At 38.2% G+C, this 17,681-nt stretch carries 12 protein-coding genes; 10 read left to right on the forward strand and 2 right to left on the reverse strand.

Annotated features, from left to right (window positions below; all coding sequences use genetic code 11):
* Window positions 1–1,606 precede the first annotated feature (1,606 nt).
* The 7 genes from PVV69_RS03675 to edd all read left to right on the forward strand — a co-directional run bounded on the left by PVV69_RS03675 (window position 1,607) and on the right by edd (window position 11,419).
* Window positions 1,607–2,050 carry a hypothetical protein gene (locus PVV69_RS03675; RefSeq protein WP_273756490.1) on the forward strand — a complete coding sequence of 148 codons (444 nt, stop codon included), beginning with the start codon at window positions 1,607–1,609 and terminating at the stop codon, window positions 2,048–2,050.
* On the forward strand, window positions 2,035–3,804 hold the full coding sequence (gene rimL / locus PVV69_RS03680) for a 50S ribosomal protein L7/L12-serine acetyltransferase (protein ID WP_273756491.1): 1,770 nt from the start codon (window positions 2,035–2,037) through the stop codon (window positions 3,802–3,804). Before PVV69_RS03675 ends, rimL begins: the two co-directional genes overlap by 16 nt.
* A 657-nt stretch (window positions 3,805–4,461) precedes the next feature.
* Window positions 4,462–5,889, forward strand: coding sequence for a glutamine synthetase family protein (locus tag PVV69_RS03685; RefSeq protein WP_273754830.1), 1,428 nt, complete (start codon window positions 4,462–4,464; stop codon window positions 5,887–5,889).
* A gap of 11 nt (window positions 5,890–5,900) precedes the next feature.
* Window positions 5,901–7,184 carry an FAD-binding oxidoreductase gene (locus PVV69_RS03690; protein ID WP_273756492.1) on the forward strand — a complete coding sequence of 428 codons (1,284 nt, stop codon included), beginning with the start codon at window positions 5,901–5,903 and terminating at the stop codon, window positions 7,182–7,184.
* Window positions 7,185–7,303: 119 nt separating this feature from the next.
* Window positions 7,304–8,779, forward strand: coding sequence for a glucose-6-phosphate dehydrogenase (zwf, locus tag PVV69_RS03695; protein ID WP_273756493.1), 1,476 nt, complete (start codon window positions 7,304–7,306; stop codon window positions 8,777–8,779).
* Window positions 8,780–8,789: 10 nt separating this feature from the next.
* Window positions 8,790–9,527 (forward strand): 6-phosphogluconolactonase, encoded by a 738-nt coding sequence (pgl, locus tag PVV69_RS03700; protein ID WP_273721509.1) that lies wholly within the window; start codon window positions 8,790–8,792, stop codon window positions 9,525–9,527.
* A gap of 68 nt (window positions 9,528–9,595) precedes the next feature.
* Complete coding sequence (edd, locus tag PVV69_RS03705) at window positions 9,596–11,419, forward strand: phosphogluconate dehydratase (protein ID WP_273756494.1); 1,824 nt, start codon at window positions 9,596–9,598, stop codon at window positions 11,417–11,419.
* A 44-nt stretch (window positions 11,420–11,463) separates the two neighbouring features.
* Here the strand turns inward: edd and folD are convergent, their stop codons facing one another.
* A complete protein-coding gene (folD, locus tag PVV69_RS03710) occupies window positions 11,464–12,363 on the reverse strand; it encodes a bifunctional methylenetetrahydrofolate dehydrogenase/methenyltetrahydrofolate cyclohydrolase FolD (RefSeq protein WP_273756495.1) in 900 nt (299 codons plus the stop codon).
* Between the two features lie 320 nt (window positions 12,364–12,683).
* Here folD and PVV69_RS03715 point away from each other — a divergent pair, with 320 nt between their 5' ends.
* Window positions 12,684–14,564, forward strand: a complete 1,881-nt coding sequence (locus tag PVV69_RS03715; RefSeq protein ID WP_273756496.1) for an AsmA family protein — start codon at window positions 12,684–12,686, stop codon at window positions 14,562–14,564.
* 85 nt (window positions 14,565–14,649) lie between these two features.
* Here PVV69_RS03715 and PVV69_RS03720 read toward each other — a convergent pair whose 3' ends face one another.
* The gene (locus PVV69_RS03720; RefSeq protein ID WP_273756497.1) at window positions 14,650–14,805 is read right to left on the reverse strand and encodes a hypothetical protein; all 156 of its coding nucleotides are present in this window, start codon (window positions 14,803–14,805) and stop codon (window positions 14,650–14,652) included.
* A 230-nt stretch (window positions 14,806–15,035) separates the two neighbouring features.
* Between PVV69_RS03720 and PVV69_RS03725 the strand changes: the two genes are divergently transcribed.
* The gene (locus PVV69_RS03725) at window positions 15,036–15,779 is read left to right on the forward strand and encodes a 16S rRNA (uracil(1498)-N(3))-methyltransferase (protein ID WP_273756498.1); all 744 of its coding nucleotides are present in this window, start codon (window positions 15,036–15,038) and stop codon (window positions 15,777–15,779) included.
* 68 nt (window positions 15,780–15,847) lie between these two features.
* Entirely contained in the window at window positions 15,848–17,221 is a 1,374-nt protein-coding gene (locus PVV69_RS03730; protein WP_273756500.1) for a glutamate--cysteine ligase, read from the forward strand.
* Window positions 17,222–17,681 lie beyond the last annotated feature (460 nt).

Below are 17,681 nucleotides of genomic sequence, written 5' to 3' on the forward strand. Positions count from 1 at the left end.
TTGAATAAAAGAGGCTCTAAATGCTTTTGATTTTTATAAACGTATCAATAAAACGCTCTCATATTTAAAGGGCGTTATCTGAAATAAAGCACATGATCAAAATGCGTCTTTAAAACGTTTTAAAATACTAAGCTCAAAATAGAGCTGAGTGAATTCAAATAACTGACATTCTAAAATCAAAACGTTTGGTAGCTTTATATTAATAATCAAGAGACATGCGTGTCAAAGGAATGTCTATAACAAAACCCGTTTTTTATATTTATGTGCATTGTTTTTTAAAAGTAGCGTTTCATAAGACAAATAAACAAACGCTTTTTAGAATATAAGGTTTTTAAGATTTGCTCTGCTGTAAAATCTAGATCTTTGTTTTTCGTAAATGAAACGTTCTTAAGAGCAAATGATAACTAAGTTTATAGCTGTTATAGAAACATCAGTTTCAAATGTTTAAACGTTTCCTTAAAGAGGTTCTTATAAGCGTATTTTCACTTTTCATTAAAACCTAATTTCTTTAAAAATTAACCAGTCCAAATTTGGAGGCGTTATTTTTAGAATAGAGCATTCTTTAAACAGGGTAACTTTTGACTCAAAATTTAGAAAAATCCTATGCTTTTATGATGTTACAATGGTTTTGAATTTTTCTTGCTTCTCTAAAAAGGAAAGCTAAAATCGCTCAATCCAAATTTGGATTGTCCAGTTTTAAAAGAAAGCCTTTCAAACTTTATAACGATTTTGCTATTCGCTTGCTTGCGTTATATTATTCATAAAGGCTTTCAGTTTCATAAGACATAACATACCTCTTTATCGTTTTCTAAATTTTTAGAAAGCGTTTAAAAGTGATCTTGTCTTTAAATCCTTTTATGCAACCTTTTAAATTAAACCCATAAGCTTATGATAGTTTCAAACGATTATTCCTTTTAAGGATTCGCTCAAAAAAGAGCAAAACTCATACCATTCTCTAAACGCATGCGATTTTTGAATGATAAAAACGCATCATAAAGTTTATGAACTGTTATGAATGGTAGCTGCTTTTCATTTCATTTGAATGCACACATGCGTTATAATATTCACATCATGATTTGCTTTTTATGGTCTATTCATACATGGCAATCTTATATAAAAAATGGTCAAATGAATCATGCATAAAAGGATGGATTCTGATGGGAGTGCATATACAATTATTTAAATAACATATTGATTTATTTATATTTTTATGTCATATGTGGCGCCGGGTGTTCGCCCTTTATAGTGTTCTGCTTGGTTTGTTATTTGTAGCGGCCTTTGCGTGGCGTGGTAATAAAATAGCATGGGTAGCGGCCTTGCCAAAAACAGAAGCAGATATTCGCTAAGATCTTATTTGCATCGGGTAAAGTTTAGTAGATAGATTTTTCAGTTATTAAGTCTTTTGCATCTTTTTTAGTCTATGGGGTGCAGCTGGGTTGCACTCCGTTACTTGCGGCGGGATAAGTAGTTTTTATTTCTTCATGTCAGGTTAGTGCTTTTTTTATTCTCGTATTTATGATTGTTATTATACGTATTTTTAATAACTGCGTGGTCTATCGCGGGCTTGTGACGAGTTTCCAGATGGTGCTTTTATGCAGAAACGTTCATGTACTCGGTGGATGTAATTGCATTTCTTCAAGCAAGAGAACAAGCGCTGTCTGATGTCAGTCGTGTTTTGAAAGTAGAGGGTGTTCTTTGTACTTCAAATTTTTACTATAGAAGGGCGCTTAGCGATAAAATGATTATTGACGTTTATAGCGCCATAGGGTTCAAACCTGATCCTGCTTCGACGCTGCATTATTGGTATGACTTTTTGGGCAAAGCAGGATTGGAACTGGATCAAGAAAAAGATTATGAATTATCGTCTCGGTCCTATGATGAGCTTAAAGACAATCTTCGTAGATATATTAGAATTGAAAATAAGTTCATTTGTTCGCTTGAGGAAAATATACAGGATGCATTTTATGAGCGATATCTTGCTATCCGTGCTCCTCTTAATGCTCAACGAGATTATCAGGGAGTTACCGTACAGTTATGGCGCAAAAAATAGTAGCTCAAAATATCATCATGGCAGCTAAACGACTGCGTGAACGCCAGCCTTATAGCGACGAGCCATTTTTTATATTCGATGTTGATTCTGCGCTGGACCGGGTTCTGCATCTGCAAGCGGTTTGTCAGCAATATTTTCTGGACGCAGTTATTGCTGTTTCGGTTAAGTCATGCTCGTTAGGTTTGTTGTTGCGACTAATCGCTGAGCACGGACTCAGTGCAGAAGTATGCACGGCAGATGAGCTTCAGCTAGCTTTAAAGGCGGGTTTTACTGGCGATAGGATTGTATTGGATGGACCTTATAAATCTCTCAAAGATCTTTCTCAAGGGATTGCTGAAAAGGCACTCATTCATGTCGACAGCCCGCACGAACTCAAGGCCATAATTGATCTGGTTTCTGATACTGACCGCGTAGTGGGTCTGGGCTTAAGATTGGCGCATTTTTACAAAGATAGCCAGCGTTCTCGTTTTGGAGTGACAGTGGAAGAATTTGAGGAAGAAATCGTTCCCTTGCTGCAATCTTGCAAGAATGTTTATCTTAAGGGCTTTCATCTTCATATAGATGCGAATCTGGAAAGTTCGGCACGAATTATTGAGAACTTGCGTGATTGGCTTCCCTTCCTTTTAAAAAATATGCCTAAGGGAGGGCATCTTGATATGGGGGGCGGATTTCCAGCAGACTCCTTTTCAGCAGATGCTGGAGTTACGGCTACAAAACCACGGGAGTTTTTCCAAGAAATTTTTAATGTTTTATCTGAACAAGATCTCACTTTACCTGCTAGATGGAAATTGATTTTTGAGCTTGGTAGGTATATCAGCGAAGATCATGGTTATGCTGTAGGAAGAACTGTGAGTATTAAAAAGCGCGATCAGGTCGATATCATACAGACAAATCTTGGCATTAACTGGATACCTTCTGTGCGTGTTTGGCATCATTCGCTTGTGCCGTTAGAAGAGAAAAAAAACGCTTGTGGTAAACATGGTCAGATATTAGTAGGTTTTAACTGTTTTGAAAATGACTGCCTTTTTCCCAAGGCAGATTATGGTTTGGGCAAAGATCAGTTGTTTATTATTCGCGGTTGCGGTTCTTATGATTTACAAACTGCTCATGAATGGACGCGTTTTAAACCTCCCGTATACGCTTTATACAAAAAAGAAATCGTAACAGCTAGGCTTGCAGAAAATGCCTTACCAGCTGGGCGAGTAGATTTATTGTATAGAGAGGAAGCTATTAGTGTGGATAAAAATATTCAACTCGCACCCGCGTCCTCGAGATATGCTTCCGAACTTTTTAATATTATAGATCGTAATAGAAAGGAATTCAGTCAATATATGGCTTGGCCACGTTATGTTACGAATGAATATGATGAAGCTATTTTTCTTGACGTTTGCTTTTTACAACATCAGAAGAATGATGGAAAAACATATGCTATTTTGTTTGATGAAGTTCCAGTGGGATTACTTTCTTTCAATAGGATTGATAGTGGTAATAAGACCGCTTATATCGGCTATTGGCTTGATTTAAAACTTCAAGGAAAAGGGATTATCACTAAGTCTGTGGAGGCCTTGATACAGTCTTATTTGAAATCTGGCGAAATAAAAAGATTTGTCATAACATGCTCAGTAGACAACCAAAAAAGCAACGCAGTAGCACAGCGCTGTGGCTTTGAGCTTGAGGGAAGATTGAAAAAAGCTGAATTGTTAAACGGAGTTTTTCATGATCAGAATATTTATAGCTTTATAATGTATGATTAGCTAAAAAAGTATTTCTTGATATACTGTGTCAGTTTGTACCGATGAGGTAAATTGTCAATGCTGAATAAGATTCAGCTGGGCAAATAAGAAGTCAGAAGTCATATGTATAGCGTTTGGAGAGGGGCAAGAAAATCATTGAGGAGGGTGGTGTTCTCAATCAAGCTAGATTTGTTAGCAGAATAGGAAATTCGCCTTTCGTTCAGCTGTCCACGAATGCTGAGCGCTTCTCGTTGTCTCAAGCGTTTATCGCAGTTGCGGTAAGGCGCAGTTAATGAGAAGCTATGATTGGGTATTTTGTTGTATAGATTTAGGAAGCAGAAGTGGCGATGCGTATCGCTTCTTTGTGGACATTAAAAGTAGAGCTATCATAATTACGTTGATCTTCCACTATAAGATTTTATATGGTTATTGCTTGCCAGAATAGCTTTAGGACTTTTGTTTTTTATAAACAGAACGTTAGCACAGATGTATCACATGCAGTGTCATTTTTCACTATGTTTAATATGATAAGCAGCTTATAATAATAACAAGGACTCTTTTGCCTTGATGGGAGTTGCATATTCTCTAAAAATTAAGTTGATAAGGATTTTTAGTAACGCTTAAACATGAAATGATACCATAATAGCGGGCTTTGATTGTTTTTAAAATTGGTGTGTTATGGTTGTGAAAAATGGTAAACAAATGAAAAAAAAAGGCTCTAAGCCTGTTTCTGGTTTTCTTAAAAAATTACGAGGTGTAAGCAATTGGCAGCAAGTTTCGCAGTGGCTAGCTTTCCGTAATGTAGAAGATATTGAATGTATTACCCCTGATCAAGCGGGGGTACCCCGTGGCAAAATGATGCTTTCTAAAAAATTTACCTCGGAAACATCATTGGCATTACCTTCAGCGGTTTTTGTCGCAACAATCTCAGGAGATTATCCTGAAGATGGTCATGGTTTTGAATATCCCAAAACTGATGGTGATCTACGCCTTGAGCCTGATTTGTCTACATTAAGCATTGTACCATGGGAAGATGCTCCCACAGCACAAGTGATTTGTGATCTTGTGTATCAAAATGGACATGTTGTCGATTACACACCACGAAATGTTTTGCGAAAAGTCGTTGATTTTTATACACAAATGGATCTAATGCCGGTTGTTTCACCAGAAATTGAGTTTTATTTAGTACAGAAAAATCCTGATCCTGATTATCCTTTAGTTCCTCCAGTTGGGCGTTCTGGACGTTCAATTGGTGGGGGACAAGGGTATTCGATTGCCGGTGTGAATGAATTTGATGAGTTCATTGATGATATTTATCATTTTTCGGAAGCGCAAGGGTTGGAGATTGATACCCTCATTCATGAGGAAGGGGCAGGGCAATTTGAAATCAATTTACGCCATGGTGATCCCATCGAATTAGCCGATCAAGTTTTTATGTTTAAACGAACAATTCGTGAAGCAGCACTAAAGCATAATATGTATGCTACTTTTATGGCCAAGCCTATTCAAGGGCAGCCAGGTTCTGCGATGCATATTCATCAATCCGTTGTTGATAAGAAGACAGGTATGAACATTTTTACACAAAAGGATGGTGAAGAAAGTGTTTGTTTTCGTCATTTTATTGGTGGATTACAAAGACATATGGCAGGATCACTTGTAATGCTTGCTCCTTATGTAAATTCCTATCGACGTCTTATGCCTGATATTTCAGCACCGGTTAATTTACGATGGGGATATGATAACCGTACCACAGCATTTCGTGTACCTCGTTCTGCTCCTCAAGCACGGCGTGTTGAAAATAGGCTTCCCTCGTCAGATTCTAATCCTTATTTAGCGCTTGCGGCTTCTTTGGCTTGCGGTCTCATTGGGCTACAGCAAAAGCTTGAACCCGATGAGCCAACAACAAGTAATGTGAATGCTGATAGCATTGAATTACCGCGTGGTCTCATTGAAGCGGTCAATTTATTTGAACAAGATAGAGCGATACGTGCTATTTTAGGGGATGTGTTTGTCAGTACTTATGCTGCAATCAAACGACAGGAATTTGAAACTTTTATGGAAGTGATTAGCCCGTGGGAGCGCGAATATCTCTTGCTTAATGTTTGAGGTTTATCACGATGATTGATTATAATCCGATTTCTCCAGGAATTTCTTGGTATGAGGACACTTTAGAAGAACGCCCCTCTTATCCGTTTTTAAATGAAAATATACAGTGTGATGTGATTATTATTGGAGGTGGATTTACCGGACTTTCGGCTGCTTACCATTTAGCGAAGTCTGGAGTGCATGTTGTTTTGTGTGAAGCTTCGCGTTTTGGTGATGGTGCTTCAGGGCGCAATGGTGGGCAATTAGGAACGGGGCAACGGCAATGGGTAGAAACACTAGAGAAAAAATATGGTTTTGAGCGAAGCAAGGCTTTGTTTGATTTAGCTGAAGAAGCCAAAAGAGATATCTTATCTTGGTGTGCAATGCCCAATTGTCAATGCGATTTTATGCGAGGACAGCTTTCTGTTACCCATAAAAAACGTGAACGAGCATCTTATCAACGGCATATAGAAACGATGCAGCGTTATGGTTATTACGGTCTTACTTTTATGGATAGGGATGAAACAGTAAAACGGCTTGGTTCCTCTTTTTATCATGGTGGTATTTATGATGCCGATACGGGTCATATTAATCCCTTAAAGCTTATTGTTGGGTTAGCAAAAAATGCGAAAAATGTTGGTGCTAAGCTTTATGAGAAAACCCAAGCAACAGGAGTGGAACGCAATGGTAACCATTGGAGGGTGATAACAAAACGGGGAAATATAAGAGCGGAGCATGTTTTACTTGCGACCAATGCGTATAAACTTGGACTTCAAGGATTTGTTGAGAAAAAGATTTTTTCTCTTCGCTCTTATATTGGAGCAACAAAACCGTTAGAGAAAGACAGCCCGATTCTTCAAGGGGGCGAATCGGTTGATGATTCTCGTTTTATGGTTCGCTATTTTCGCAAAAGCGTGGATAATCACTTATTATTTGGTGGAGTAGAAAGCTACGATAATCAATATCCTGCAAATTTAGAAAAACGTATAAAACGCCAGATTACTGAAATTTATCCTCAGCTACACTCTGTTAATCTAACCCATCATTGGGGTGCAACGGTCGCCATCACGGTTGAACGAATGCCTTATGTTCGACAACTTTTCTCAAGAATTACTTATTGTGGTGGTTATTCAGGTCATGGTGTTATACTTGCTCCTTTTATAGGGAAATTGTATGCTGAGTGGCTGACTGGAAAACGTGAGCGTTTTGCCTCTTTTCAAGACTTAAAGATTTCGTCTTTTCCAGGTGGGAAAATTTTGCGTTATCCGTTGGTATTTTTTGCAATGCATTGGTTTTCCTTATTAGATCATTTTTAATGAAATACCCTTTACAATGAAGAAAATTAATGGCTTGTTTAAGATCTATCTGCTTTAATGGTGGGAGCCTCTCTAAATTGTTTCAGCTTTTATAATTGAATGGGAAAATAGACAAATTCATGGTGAGTAAAATTATTCCAGTCTCTCCCTTTGATTGTATTGTTTTTGGTGGTAATGGCGATTTAGCATCACGCAAACTCATCCCTGCTCTTTATCATTGTCAGTGTGTTGGGCAATTCAGTGAGCCAACGCGCATTATTGGGATTGCACGTTCTCCATGGAGCAATGAAGAGTACCAGAATTTTGTTCGCACTTCTTTAGAAAAACATGTTCATCAAAAAGATCTCAATCAAATTGAACTTACCCGTTTTTTTGCGCGCTTAAGTTATGTTTCTATTGATGTTACCTCAAACCAAGGATGGCGAGATCTGGCTTTATTACTGTCAAAAGGTTCAGCGGATATTCGGGCTTTTTATTTAGCCGTTGGATCGTCACTTTTTCGTGATATTGTGGTGCGATTAGGGCAAAAAAGTTTGGTGACACAGCAAACACGGATTATCATTGAAAAACCTATTGGCAGTGATGAAAAAACAGCAATTGAACTCAATGATATATTCGCAAAAGTATTTCATGAAGATCAAATTTTTCGTATTGATCATTATCTTGGCAAGGAAACTGTTCAGAATTTGATGGCATTGCGATTTGTTAATACACTTTATGAACCGTTATGGAATTCCAATTATGTCGATCATGTTCAGATCACGGTTGCTGAATCTTTAGGGTTAGAGGGGCGTGCGGAATATTATGAAAGTGCAGGTGCATTACGTGACATGGTGCAAAACCATATGCTGCAATTGCTTTGTTTAGTGGCCATGGAAGTACCATTTACCAATAGAGCAAATGCTGTGCGTGATGAAAAACTGAAAGTTTTACATTCTTTAACACCTCTTGATGTTCATAATGTAGAGCACCATACTGTACGTGGGCAGTATCTTTCTGGTGTCTTGAAGGGTGATCCTGTGGGATCTTATCTTGACGATCTAGGGAAAAAAGCCAGCGAGAGCGAAACATTTGTAGCACTTAAAGTTAAAATTAATAATTGGCGTTGGGCAGATACACCTTTTTATTTACGAACCGGTAAGCGTATGTCTACGCGGATGTCTGAAATCGTTGTTATTTTCAAATCCATCCCCCATAATATTTTTAATGTAGATTCGGGTGAGATTTTTTCTAATCGGCTTGTTGTTCGTCTCCAGCCTGATGAAGGCGTAAAGCAATGGTTGATGATTAAGGATCCAGGTCCTGGTGGTATGCGGTTTTGTCATATTCCATTGGACATGAGTTTTGCGTCTGCATTTTCTCAGCGTAATCCTGATGCTTATGAGCGCTTATTGATGGATGTTATTCGTGGAGATCAAACACTCTTTATGCGTCGTGATGAAATTGAAGCTTCGTGGCGTTGGATTGACCCTATTCTTGAGGGGTGGAGGGTAAGAAAACAGCCTATTCATGGATATAGTGCTGGTTCATGGGGACCGTCTGCTTCGGCACTTTTGATGGAACGGGATGGACGGATATGGAATAATTTGGTTTAGAGCAATCACTATGCATGGAATAAATATTGACCGCTTAAATTTTGAAACACCAACGACCCTTGCTTTAGCGTTAGCTGATCATGTTGCAGCAGAATTGAGTGTAGCGGTTCTGGAACGTAAGCGCGCAATTTTAGCAGTTTCTGGTGGAAAAACACCAAAACTATTTTTTCATTATTTATCAAAAGCTGATATTGATTGGCAAAATATTATTATCACTTTGGTCGATGAACGTTTTGTCCCTGCTCATCATGAGCGTTCCAATGAACATATGGTACGGCATCATTTATTACAAAATTTTGCAGCTAAAGCGCATTTTGTAGGGCTTTATCATAAGGCCCGCACCGTTGAGCTTGCTGCTTTTTCGGCAGCTAGTCGTATCAATACTTTGCCTCAGCCCTTTGATGTTATTGTTTTAGGAATGGGGAATGATGGACATACGGCTTCTTTTTTTCCTGATTCGGATCGTCTAAAGCAAGCTCTTGATCTTCAAACACGAGCACTCGTTTTACCACTTCATGCAAAAAGTGCTATTGAGCCAAGACTCTCGCTCACTTTGCCAGTTATCATTCAATCTCGTTGCATTATTCTCCATTTTGAAGGTCTTCAGAAACGCAATTGTTTTGAAGCGGTTTGCCAAGATGGATATGAAATGGAAATGCCTGTTCGCGCGGTTTTACGCAATGCCCATCATCTTGTTCAGGTTTATTGGTCTCCCGATGAAAATGAAATAAGCGAAGTGAATAGATGAAACAGATGTAGATGATACGTGGTCTCTCTCACCCATGATGAGATCTGTAAGTAAAGAGGGGGAAAAACATGGCACTTTCCAAGACAATTGCTGAGGTTACACGAAGGATTTATGAACGTTCTCTACCAACGCGAGAAATTTATTTAGATTGTATTGCGAGTGCACAGACCAATCATCCTAAGCGAAGTTTTTTAGGCTGCGCCAATCAGGCGCATGGTTTTGCTGCTTGTGGTTCAATAGATAAAGAACGTTTGAAGCGTAATGTTGCTGGGAATATTGGTATTATTACCGCATATAATGATATACTTTCAGCACATCAACCTTTTGAGTCTTTTCCTCGCTTAATTAAAGAGGCTGCCCGCAGAGTGGGTGGTGTCGCACAAGTCGCAGGTGGTGTTCCCGCGATGTGTGACGGTGTAACACAAGGGAATGCGGGGATGGAACTTTCTCTTTTTTCACGAGATGTGATTGCAATGGCCACTGCTATAAGCTTATCACACAATATGTTTGATGCTGCACTGTATCTTGGGGTTTGTGATAAAATTATACCTGGTTTAATGATTGGTGCGCTAACATTTGGTCACTTACCAGGAATTTTTGTGTCTGCTGGTCCCATGACAAGTGGTCAAGGCAATAATGAAAAAGCGAGAATACGCCAGCTTTACGCGGAAAATAAGGTGGATCGTCAAACATTATTGGAATCAGAAGCACGTTCTTACCATGGACCAGGAACCTGTACATTTTACGGGACTGCTAATTCAAATCAGATGATATTGGAGATGATGGGGCTACAGATGCCAGGTAGCGCTTTCATTAATGCGAATACACCATTGCGTGATGCTTTAACAAAGGAAGCAACAAAGCGTGTACTTGAAATGACAGCTCTTGGCAATGATTACAGTCCACTTGGTATGATAGTAGATGAGCGCTCTTTCGTGAATGCTATTGTAGGTTTAAATGCAACGGGAGGATCTACCAATCATGCGATTCATTTAATTGCCATGGCTGCTGCTTGCGGTATTCGATTGACATGGCATGATATTGCAGAAATTTCGTCAGTTGTTCCTCTTTTAGCACGGATTTACCCCAATGGTTTAGCTGATATCAATCATTTTCACGCAGCTGGTGGTATGGGATTTGTCATTCGCGAGCTCATTGAAGCGGGTTTGGTGCATGAAGATATTTGCACAGTTTTTGGTACAGGTCTGAATTCTTATGCAATTGAAGTAAAGTTTTATGCCGATAGTCGTATAGTACGTGAGCCTGCTATGAATGAAAGTGCTAATCATAAAATATTAACAGGGTGGAGAAAGCCGTTTCAGCCTGAGGGCGGTATTCGTGTTTTGTCAGGAAATTTAGGGACAGCTATTATGAAAGTTTCATCTGTTAAATCTGAACATTGGCTTATTGAAGCTCCTGTTCTTGTCTTTAATGATCAAGAGGAATTGCAAAAGGCTTTTAAATCTGGGTCATTGAATGATAAAGATTTCATCGCTATTATACGTTATCAAGGACCAAAAGCCAATGGTATGCCAGAGCTTCATAAATTAACAACAATTTTAAGTGTTTTACAAGATCAAGGGCAAAAGGTAGCACTAGTAACGGACGGTCGTATGTCAGGTGCATCAGGAAAAATTCCTGCTGCAATTCATGTCACACCAGAAGCTTTGGATAATGGTCCTCTTGCACGTTTGCAAGATGGTGATATTGTTTGTCTCGATGCGCATGTGGGGAAGCTAACTCTTTTGGAAGATTTATCAAAATTTAACGCGCGCGCAATTGTAGCTCCTGATCTTTCAAAGAATAAATACGGTTTTGGGCGTGAGCTTTTTCATGTTTTTCGTCAGTCTGTTAATCGTGCGGATCAAGGGGCCTCTGTTCTTATGACATGAATAAAGTACGAAAAAAATGACAGCGATATGCATACAATCAATATTTAAAATTTTGGTACGGGCAAATTGTGTGCTCGAGCAGCTGCTTTAAGCGTATTAACCATCAGCATAGCGATTGTCATAGGTCCAACCCCTCCTGGAACTGGGGTAATTGCGGCTGCTTTTTCTTTTATTTCTTCAAAATCGACATCACCAACAAGACGCGTTTTCCCTACACCTTTTTCTGGAGCTGTAATGCGGTTAATGCCGACATCAATTACAACAGCACCTTTTTTAATCCAGTCTTTTTTAATCATTTGTGGGCGCCCTATAGCTGCTACTAAAATATCAGCGCTACGACACACATCATCAAGGTCACGGGTACGGCTGTGGGCTATTGTTACAGTGGCATTGGCTGCTGTTAAAAGGGCAGCCATAGGTTTTCCGACAATGTTAGAACGACCAACGACAACAGCATCAAGACCAGATAAGTCTTGTCCACATTGTTTTTCAATCATCATCATGGCGCCAGCTGGTGTGCAGGGGATGATAGCATCCTCAAGAGCATTGGCTGCCAATTTTCCTATATTGATATAATGAAAACCATCAACGTCTTTTTGGAAAGCAACAGCTTGTGTTATGCGGTCCGTATTGATGTGTGAGGGCAAAGGAAGTTGCACCAAAATGCCATGAATTTTAGGGTCAGAATTTAATGTTGCAATCAGTTGGAGGAGTTCTTGTTCTTGCGTTTCTTTGGAAAGCATATGTTTGGTTGAAAAAAAACCACACTCTTCGGCTTTTTTGCTTTTTGATGTGACATATACTTGACTTGCAGGGTCGTCTCCGACAATGATAACGGCAATACCAGGTTGTACATTACAGTGATTACGGAGTTTTGTTGTTTCAGCCTTAACTTTTACAATAATCTCTTCAGCGAGCTTTTTTCCGTCAATAATATGATTCATGAGAGAGATCCTTTCGATAGGGCTGTTTATTTTTGTGTAAAGCATTTGCTGACAATACAATAGAGTTTTATGCAATATTCATATAAGAGCTATAAGAATGGTTCGATAGTTTTATATAGATTCTATAGTTTTTAGAAGATCTTAAAATAATTACTTTGTAAAAAAGCAGCAACATTGCTGTTTGAATAAACTTTGGATAAGAACAAGAATAATGAAGTTACTAAATGAGATAGAGCAAAGTTTAAGATTATAAGAATTTTTTTACAATCATTTAGGTTATTTTTTAATTTGTTACTGGGGTAAAATTGTAGAGGAATATTGTGCGCGCCAGAATAATAAAATTTTTGAGCGGGATTTTTATTACAATTACTTTTGTATTTGGAGTTGGTATTCTCATTTTACCTTATCTTGTGTCTACAGATATGATTCGTATTCGTTTAGCACAAGAGTTAAGTGCATGGACAGGCTATAATGTGCAATTGCGTGATCCACCGCGGTTGAATCTTTTTCCCTATCCTAAAGCATATCTTTCCGGTGTTACTTTAACAGCAAAAATGAATCATGTTGTACCGTTGATGGAAGCTGAATCCATAGAAGTTGATCTTTCTTTGATAGATCTGCTGCGAGGGCATATTTCTTTTTCGGAAACGCGCATTGTACACCCTCAGTTTGTTATGGAAAAACCTATTACAACAGTCGCGGATTTTTTTGAGAGATTTTCACGATCACAAGGTGCATTAGGATTGGCAATACGCAATGCGCGTGAAATATTGAAGCATAATCCGGATCATCCAGATATAGATCGTCTTTTAAACCAGCCTTTTGGGCGGATTTCTATTGAGAATGGTGTGCTCGTATATCATGATAGTATCTCTAATATAGCAGAAAAAATAACAGGATTAAATGCGACTTTAGATTGGCCAGAATTGACCAAAGAAGCGCGGTTTCGTGCAGATGCTCGTTGGCGTGGAGAATTGACAAAGTTATCCATTGATGCCGATCAAGCGTTGCTGCTTTTAGCAGGAGGGAAAAGTCAAGTTAAGGCAAGTCTCAATTCTGTGCGTGGTGGTACAACCTTTATAGGACAGGCACGATTGTCTGAATATTATATTTTTGACGGGAAAATACTAATGCGTTCTCCGGGGTGGAGTCAGACGTTATCTTGGATTGGGGGCAATCAGTTTTGGGGATATAAGTTAAGAGCGCCTATCATATGGGAATCTGATTTTTTAGCACAACCAAGGCACATCCAAATGGATAATGTTACATTTACCATAGGAACAGCAAATGCGCGTGGAGCTTTAGAAGTTGAGTTTCAGGACTATGTACCAATTATAATGGGATCTTTAGCATTTGATAACCTCGATTTTAACCTCTTGGGATCAGCATTTTTGCCCATTAACAAGAAGAATCTGCTCCTTAATAGGGAAATTTTTGATCATATTGGGGTGGATATACGGCTTTCTGCACCGCAAGCAAAAATAGGCAATATTGTGCTTACGAATTTGGCTGCTACGATACAAATAAGAAATGGGCATGGTATGTTTGATCTTGGTCATGCGAATATTTTTGGTGGATTACTGCAAAGCAATATTGAAATTGCACCAGCTGATGAAAAAATGCGACTTGAAGGACGTGCGACAGGAACTTCCATTGATATGCAGACTGTTTCAGAGGTTTTAGGGATTGTCCCATTTGCACAGAGCAAAACGAATTTTACCGTAATGGTACGAACGCTCGCTCGTTCTTGGTCAGAAATTTTTGCGAAAATGCAAGGTGAATTAGCACTGAGTATGTTTTCCGGTCGACTATTAGGATATGATTTAAATGATTTACAAACAAAGCTTTCAAAAAATGAACAATTTCTTTTAATAAATCAGGATACCCTTTCAACAGCTTTTGATCTTTGGAATATTCAAACCATCTTTTCAGATGGTACGATAAAGATAACAGAATCATTGCTGCGTACAGCAGATTGGAGTTTATCCATTTGGGGAAGGATTGTATCTACTGTCATGCAAAATCAGCAAAATGCGTTTACATTACAGGCACAATTGCGAAAAAGTCATAGTTCAGCAACCCTCTGTAGAGATGTTGAGTGCCTTGCTAACAGCCTTGCACAGCCTTTTACATTCTCTCTTAGCTCTCGGGGACAAAAACATGGCAGTTTCTGGGTTGTAAAAGATATCGATGCAGATTAATTGCTATTCTTTATCATTGCTAGTAGCAAGAATTTTAGAGAATTTCTAGAAAATAGAGTGTTGTCGTAAAATTTTTTAGGATAAGCTAACCTGCGTTTATTGAAGCTTTAGAAGAAATACCATAACCATCTTTGCTGATTGTATGATCCTCATCCGCTCCAACAGAGCCAATGCCTATAGTAATGAGAATAAAGGCTAAAAGAGTGGTAATAGTAATAATTGCGGCTTTTTTAGCAGTCATATTTCCCCTCCAATCATACTTCAATGATTGAATGTAATGATAAACAGTGTGTTTTTATAAAGTTGTAAACAGAATCATTTAGAGTCTAATTTGTTCCATGCCTATCTCATAAAGCTAAAAAATTCTATAGTTCTTTATATGTTATAGCTCTATAGATATAACTTTTTCTTTTTGTTATATGTTCTTCTCCGTTTTTTCGATAATCATAATGAGTTTTGGTACGATTTTTTATGCGCATAAATTATAAACTTAAAAGATTGTTTATCCGACAACCACTTGCTTTGAATGAAGAAATAAAGATAGAGGGGGAGCAAGCTTCTTATCTTGTCCGTGTTTTGCGGATGCAAGAAGGAGCGGAAATTTTACTTTTTAATGGACAGGATGGCGAATGGCTTGCTAAACTCATTACCGTTAAGAAAAAATTTGTTGTCGCTCAGCTTATCCATCAAGAAAGATTGCAAACGACGCATTCAAATCTCATTTATTGTTTTGCTCCAATTAAAAATGCGCGTTTGGATTATATGGTGCAGAAAGCTGTTGAGATGGGGGTGTCGACTTTGCAGCCTGTTATAACGCATCATACACAGGTTACGCGTATCAATATGGCGCGTATGGAGGCTAATGTTATTGAAGCTTCTGAACAATGTGGCATTTTATCGTTGCCTGAATGTGCAACTGCTGTCTCGTTAGCAGAACTTTTAGAAAATTGGGATAGAGTACGCCCTTTATTCTTTTGTGATGAAGCGTGCAAATCGCATAATCCATTACATCTTCTACAAAGGCATGACATGACGACATCTGGTGTTCTCATTGGACCAGAAGGTGGGTTTAGTGAAAAAGAGCGAAACTTTTTAAAAAAGCACCCTTTTGTAATTCCGATATCTTTAGGACCGCGTATTTTACGTGCTGACACTGCTGCTGTTGCTGCTTTGGCTCTTCTTAATGTTACGGTGGGAGATTGGTCAATTCATTAAGAAGCGTGTAAGAATTATTCTAAACGATTCATTTAAATGATGTCACTGATGATAGGATGTAATAAGTTATGGCGCTTGATGTAAATGATGAGAGTGAAATTGATAACTTAGATTCCTTGGTGAGCTATTTCCAAGGGGGGTGTAAAGAAGAGCATGATTGGCGTATCGGTACAGAACATGAAAAATTTCCGTTCTACATAGATGGTTTTCGCCCCGTCCCCTATGAAGGATCAAGAGGGATTCGTGCACTTTTAGAGGGAATGCAAGAAGCTTTAGGATGGCGATCTATTTTAGATGAAGGGAATATTATTGGGCTTATAGGATCAGTTGATCAAGGTGCCATTTCTTTAGAACCTGGAGGGCAATTTGAATTATCTGGTGCACCACTAAAAACAATTGGTCACACTTATTATGAGCTCATGGAGCATTTAACTCTTCTTAAGAAAATTTCAGAACCATTGGGGATTGGTTTTCTCGGAATGGGTGCTAGTCCAAAGTGGACCTTAGCGCAAACTCCGCGAATGCCTAAATCACGCTATCAGATTATGGCTAATTATATGCCAAAAGTGGGGCACAGTGGTCTTGATATGATGTATCGCACATCAACAGTTCAGGTTAATCTGGATTTTTCATCTGAAACTGATATGCGGCGAAAAATGCAAGTTTCTATGAAATTACAGTCTATTGCGACAGCATTATTTGCCAGTTCACCTTTTACAGAGGGGAAACCGAATGGCTTTTTATCTTGGCGCTCTGAAATTTGGTGCGATACTGATAATCAGAGATCTGGAGTCCTTCCCTTTGTATTTTCTGAGAGTTTTGGTTTTGCTGATTACGTTGAATGGGCACTTGATGTACCCATGTATTTCATTGTGCGCGATAGTCATTATTATGATTGTACACATATAACGTTTCGTCAATTTATAAATGGGGCATTAAGAGGGCAGGTTGCAAATTCAATACCCAATATGGGAGATTGGATTAATCATTTATCGACTTTATTTCCTGAAGTCCGTTTAAAAAGATTTTTAGAAATGAGAGGAGCTGATTGTGGCTCTTGGAAGCGTATCTGTGCATTGTCGGCTTTTTGGGTTGGACTTCTTTACGATAGTGAAGCGCTTAATGAAGCAGAGGCTTTGACAAAAGATTGGTGTTTTGAAGAAGTTTTGGAGATGCGTGGACGTGTTCCTAAAGAAGGATTAAGAACACCTTTTCGTCAGACCACCATTTTAGAAATAGCCCGTCAAGCTGTTGCTATTTCACGCAAGGGCTTAAAAAATCGCCGACAGTATGATGCTGATGGTTTGGATGAGACGATTTTTCTGGTTCCTCTAGAAGAAGTGATTGCAATGGGACAGACAGATGCGGATAGGTTTTTATCTTTTTATCATTCACTGTGGAGTGGTACTGTAGAACCTCTATTTTTAGAATGTGCTTATTAAATTTAAAAGCAAAAACTGCTCTGCACTTTTACAGAGTGGCGTATCATTATTATGACTCATTTGTGGTTTCTCTTTAGAGAGACATTTCATTTGGCTTTAAAGCCTATTTTTCAGCTTTATCAAAGGTATAATGTTAAAAGTAATTGAGCATTCTCATTTAACTTAATGGAAATAATAGATCAGCACCATTATAATATTTCCTCAATCAAAATTGTATCTCTGCTCTTAATATTAATATGATTCATAAAGAGGCATGAGCTATTTCTTAAATGTCTTTATCAATAAAGCGAGTTTCATTTGTAAAGTATAAGAAAACAATTTTTTAAATATAAATTAAGAAAATTTAAATTTTATTTAGAGATATATTTTAATTTATAGATAAATAAATTTTTTATAAATAAAATGTGTTATTCTAAGAAAGTATTTTTGAATAAGATTTCAAATTTAAATATTGTTTTGT

Source organism: Bartonella sp. MM73XJBT, assembly GCF_028618465.1.
Classification (GTDB): Bacteria; Pseudomonadota; Alphaproteobacteria; order Rhizobiales; family Rhizobiaceae; genus Bartonella.

What these genes read in the sequence shown, in the direction of transcription:
- PVV69_RS03675 (WP_273756490.1), top strand. Translation starts at nt 1,607, where the DNA reads ATGTACTCGGTGGATGTAATTGCATTTCTTCAAGCAAGAGAACAAGCG.
- rimL (WP_273756491.1), top strand. Translation starts at nt 2,035, where the DNA reads ATGGCGCAAAAAATAGTAGCTCAAAATATCATCATGGCAGCTAAACGA.
- PVV69_RS03685 (WP_273754830.1), top strand. Translation starts at nt 4,462, where the DNA reads ATGGTTGTGAAAAATGGTAAACAAATGAAAAAAAAAGGCTCTAAGCCT.
- PVV69_RS03690 (WP_273756492.1), top strand. Translation starts at nt 5,901, where the DNA reads ATGATTGATTATAATCCGATTTCTCCAGGAATTTCTTGGTATGAGGAC.
- zwf (WP_273756493.1), top strand. Translation starts at nt 7,304, where the DNA reads ATGGTGAGTAAAATTATTCCAGTCTCTCCCTTTGATTGTATTGTTTTT.
- pgl (WP_273721509.1), top strand. Translation starts at nt 8,790, where the DNA reads ATGCATGGAATAAATATTGACCGCTTAAATTTTGAAACACCAACGACC.
- edd (WP_273756494.1), top strand. Translation starts at nt 9,596, where the DNA reads ATGGCACTTTCCAAGACAATTGCTGAGGTTACACGAAGGATTTATGAA.
- folD (WP_273756495.1), bottom strand. Translation starts at nt 12,363, where the DNA reads ATGAATCATATTATTGACGGAAAAAAGCTCGCTGAAGAGATTATTGTA.
- PVV69_RS03720 (WP_273756497.1), bottom strand. Translation starts at nt 14,805, where the DNA reads ATGACTGCTAAAAAAGCCGCAATTATTACTATTACCACTCTTTTAGCC.
- PVV69_RS03725 (WP_273756498.1), top strand. Translation starts at nt 15,036, where the DNA reads ATGCGCATAAATTATAAACTTAAAAGATTGTTTATCCGACAACCACTT.
- PVV69_RS03730 (WP_273756500.1), top strand. Translation starts at nt 15,848, where the DNA reads ATGGCGCTTGATGTAAATGATGAGAGTGAAATTGATAACTTAGATTCC.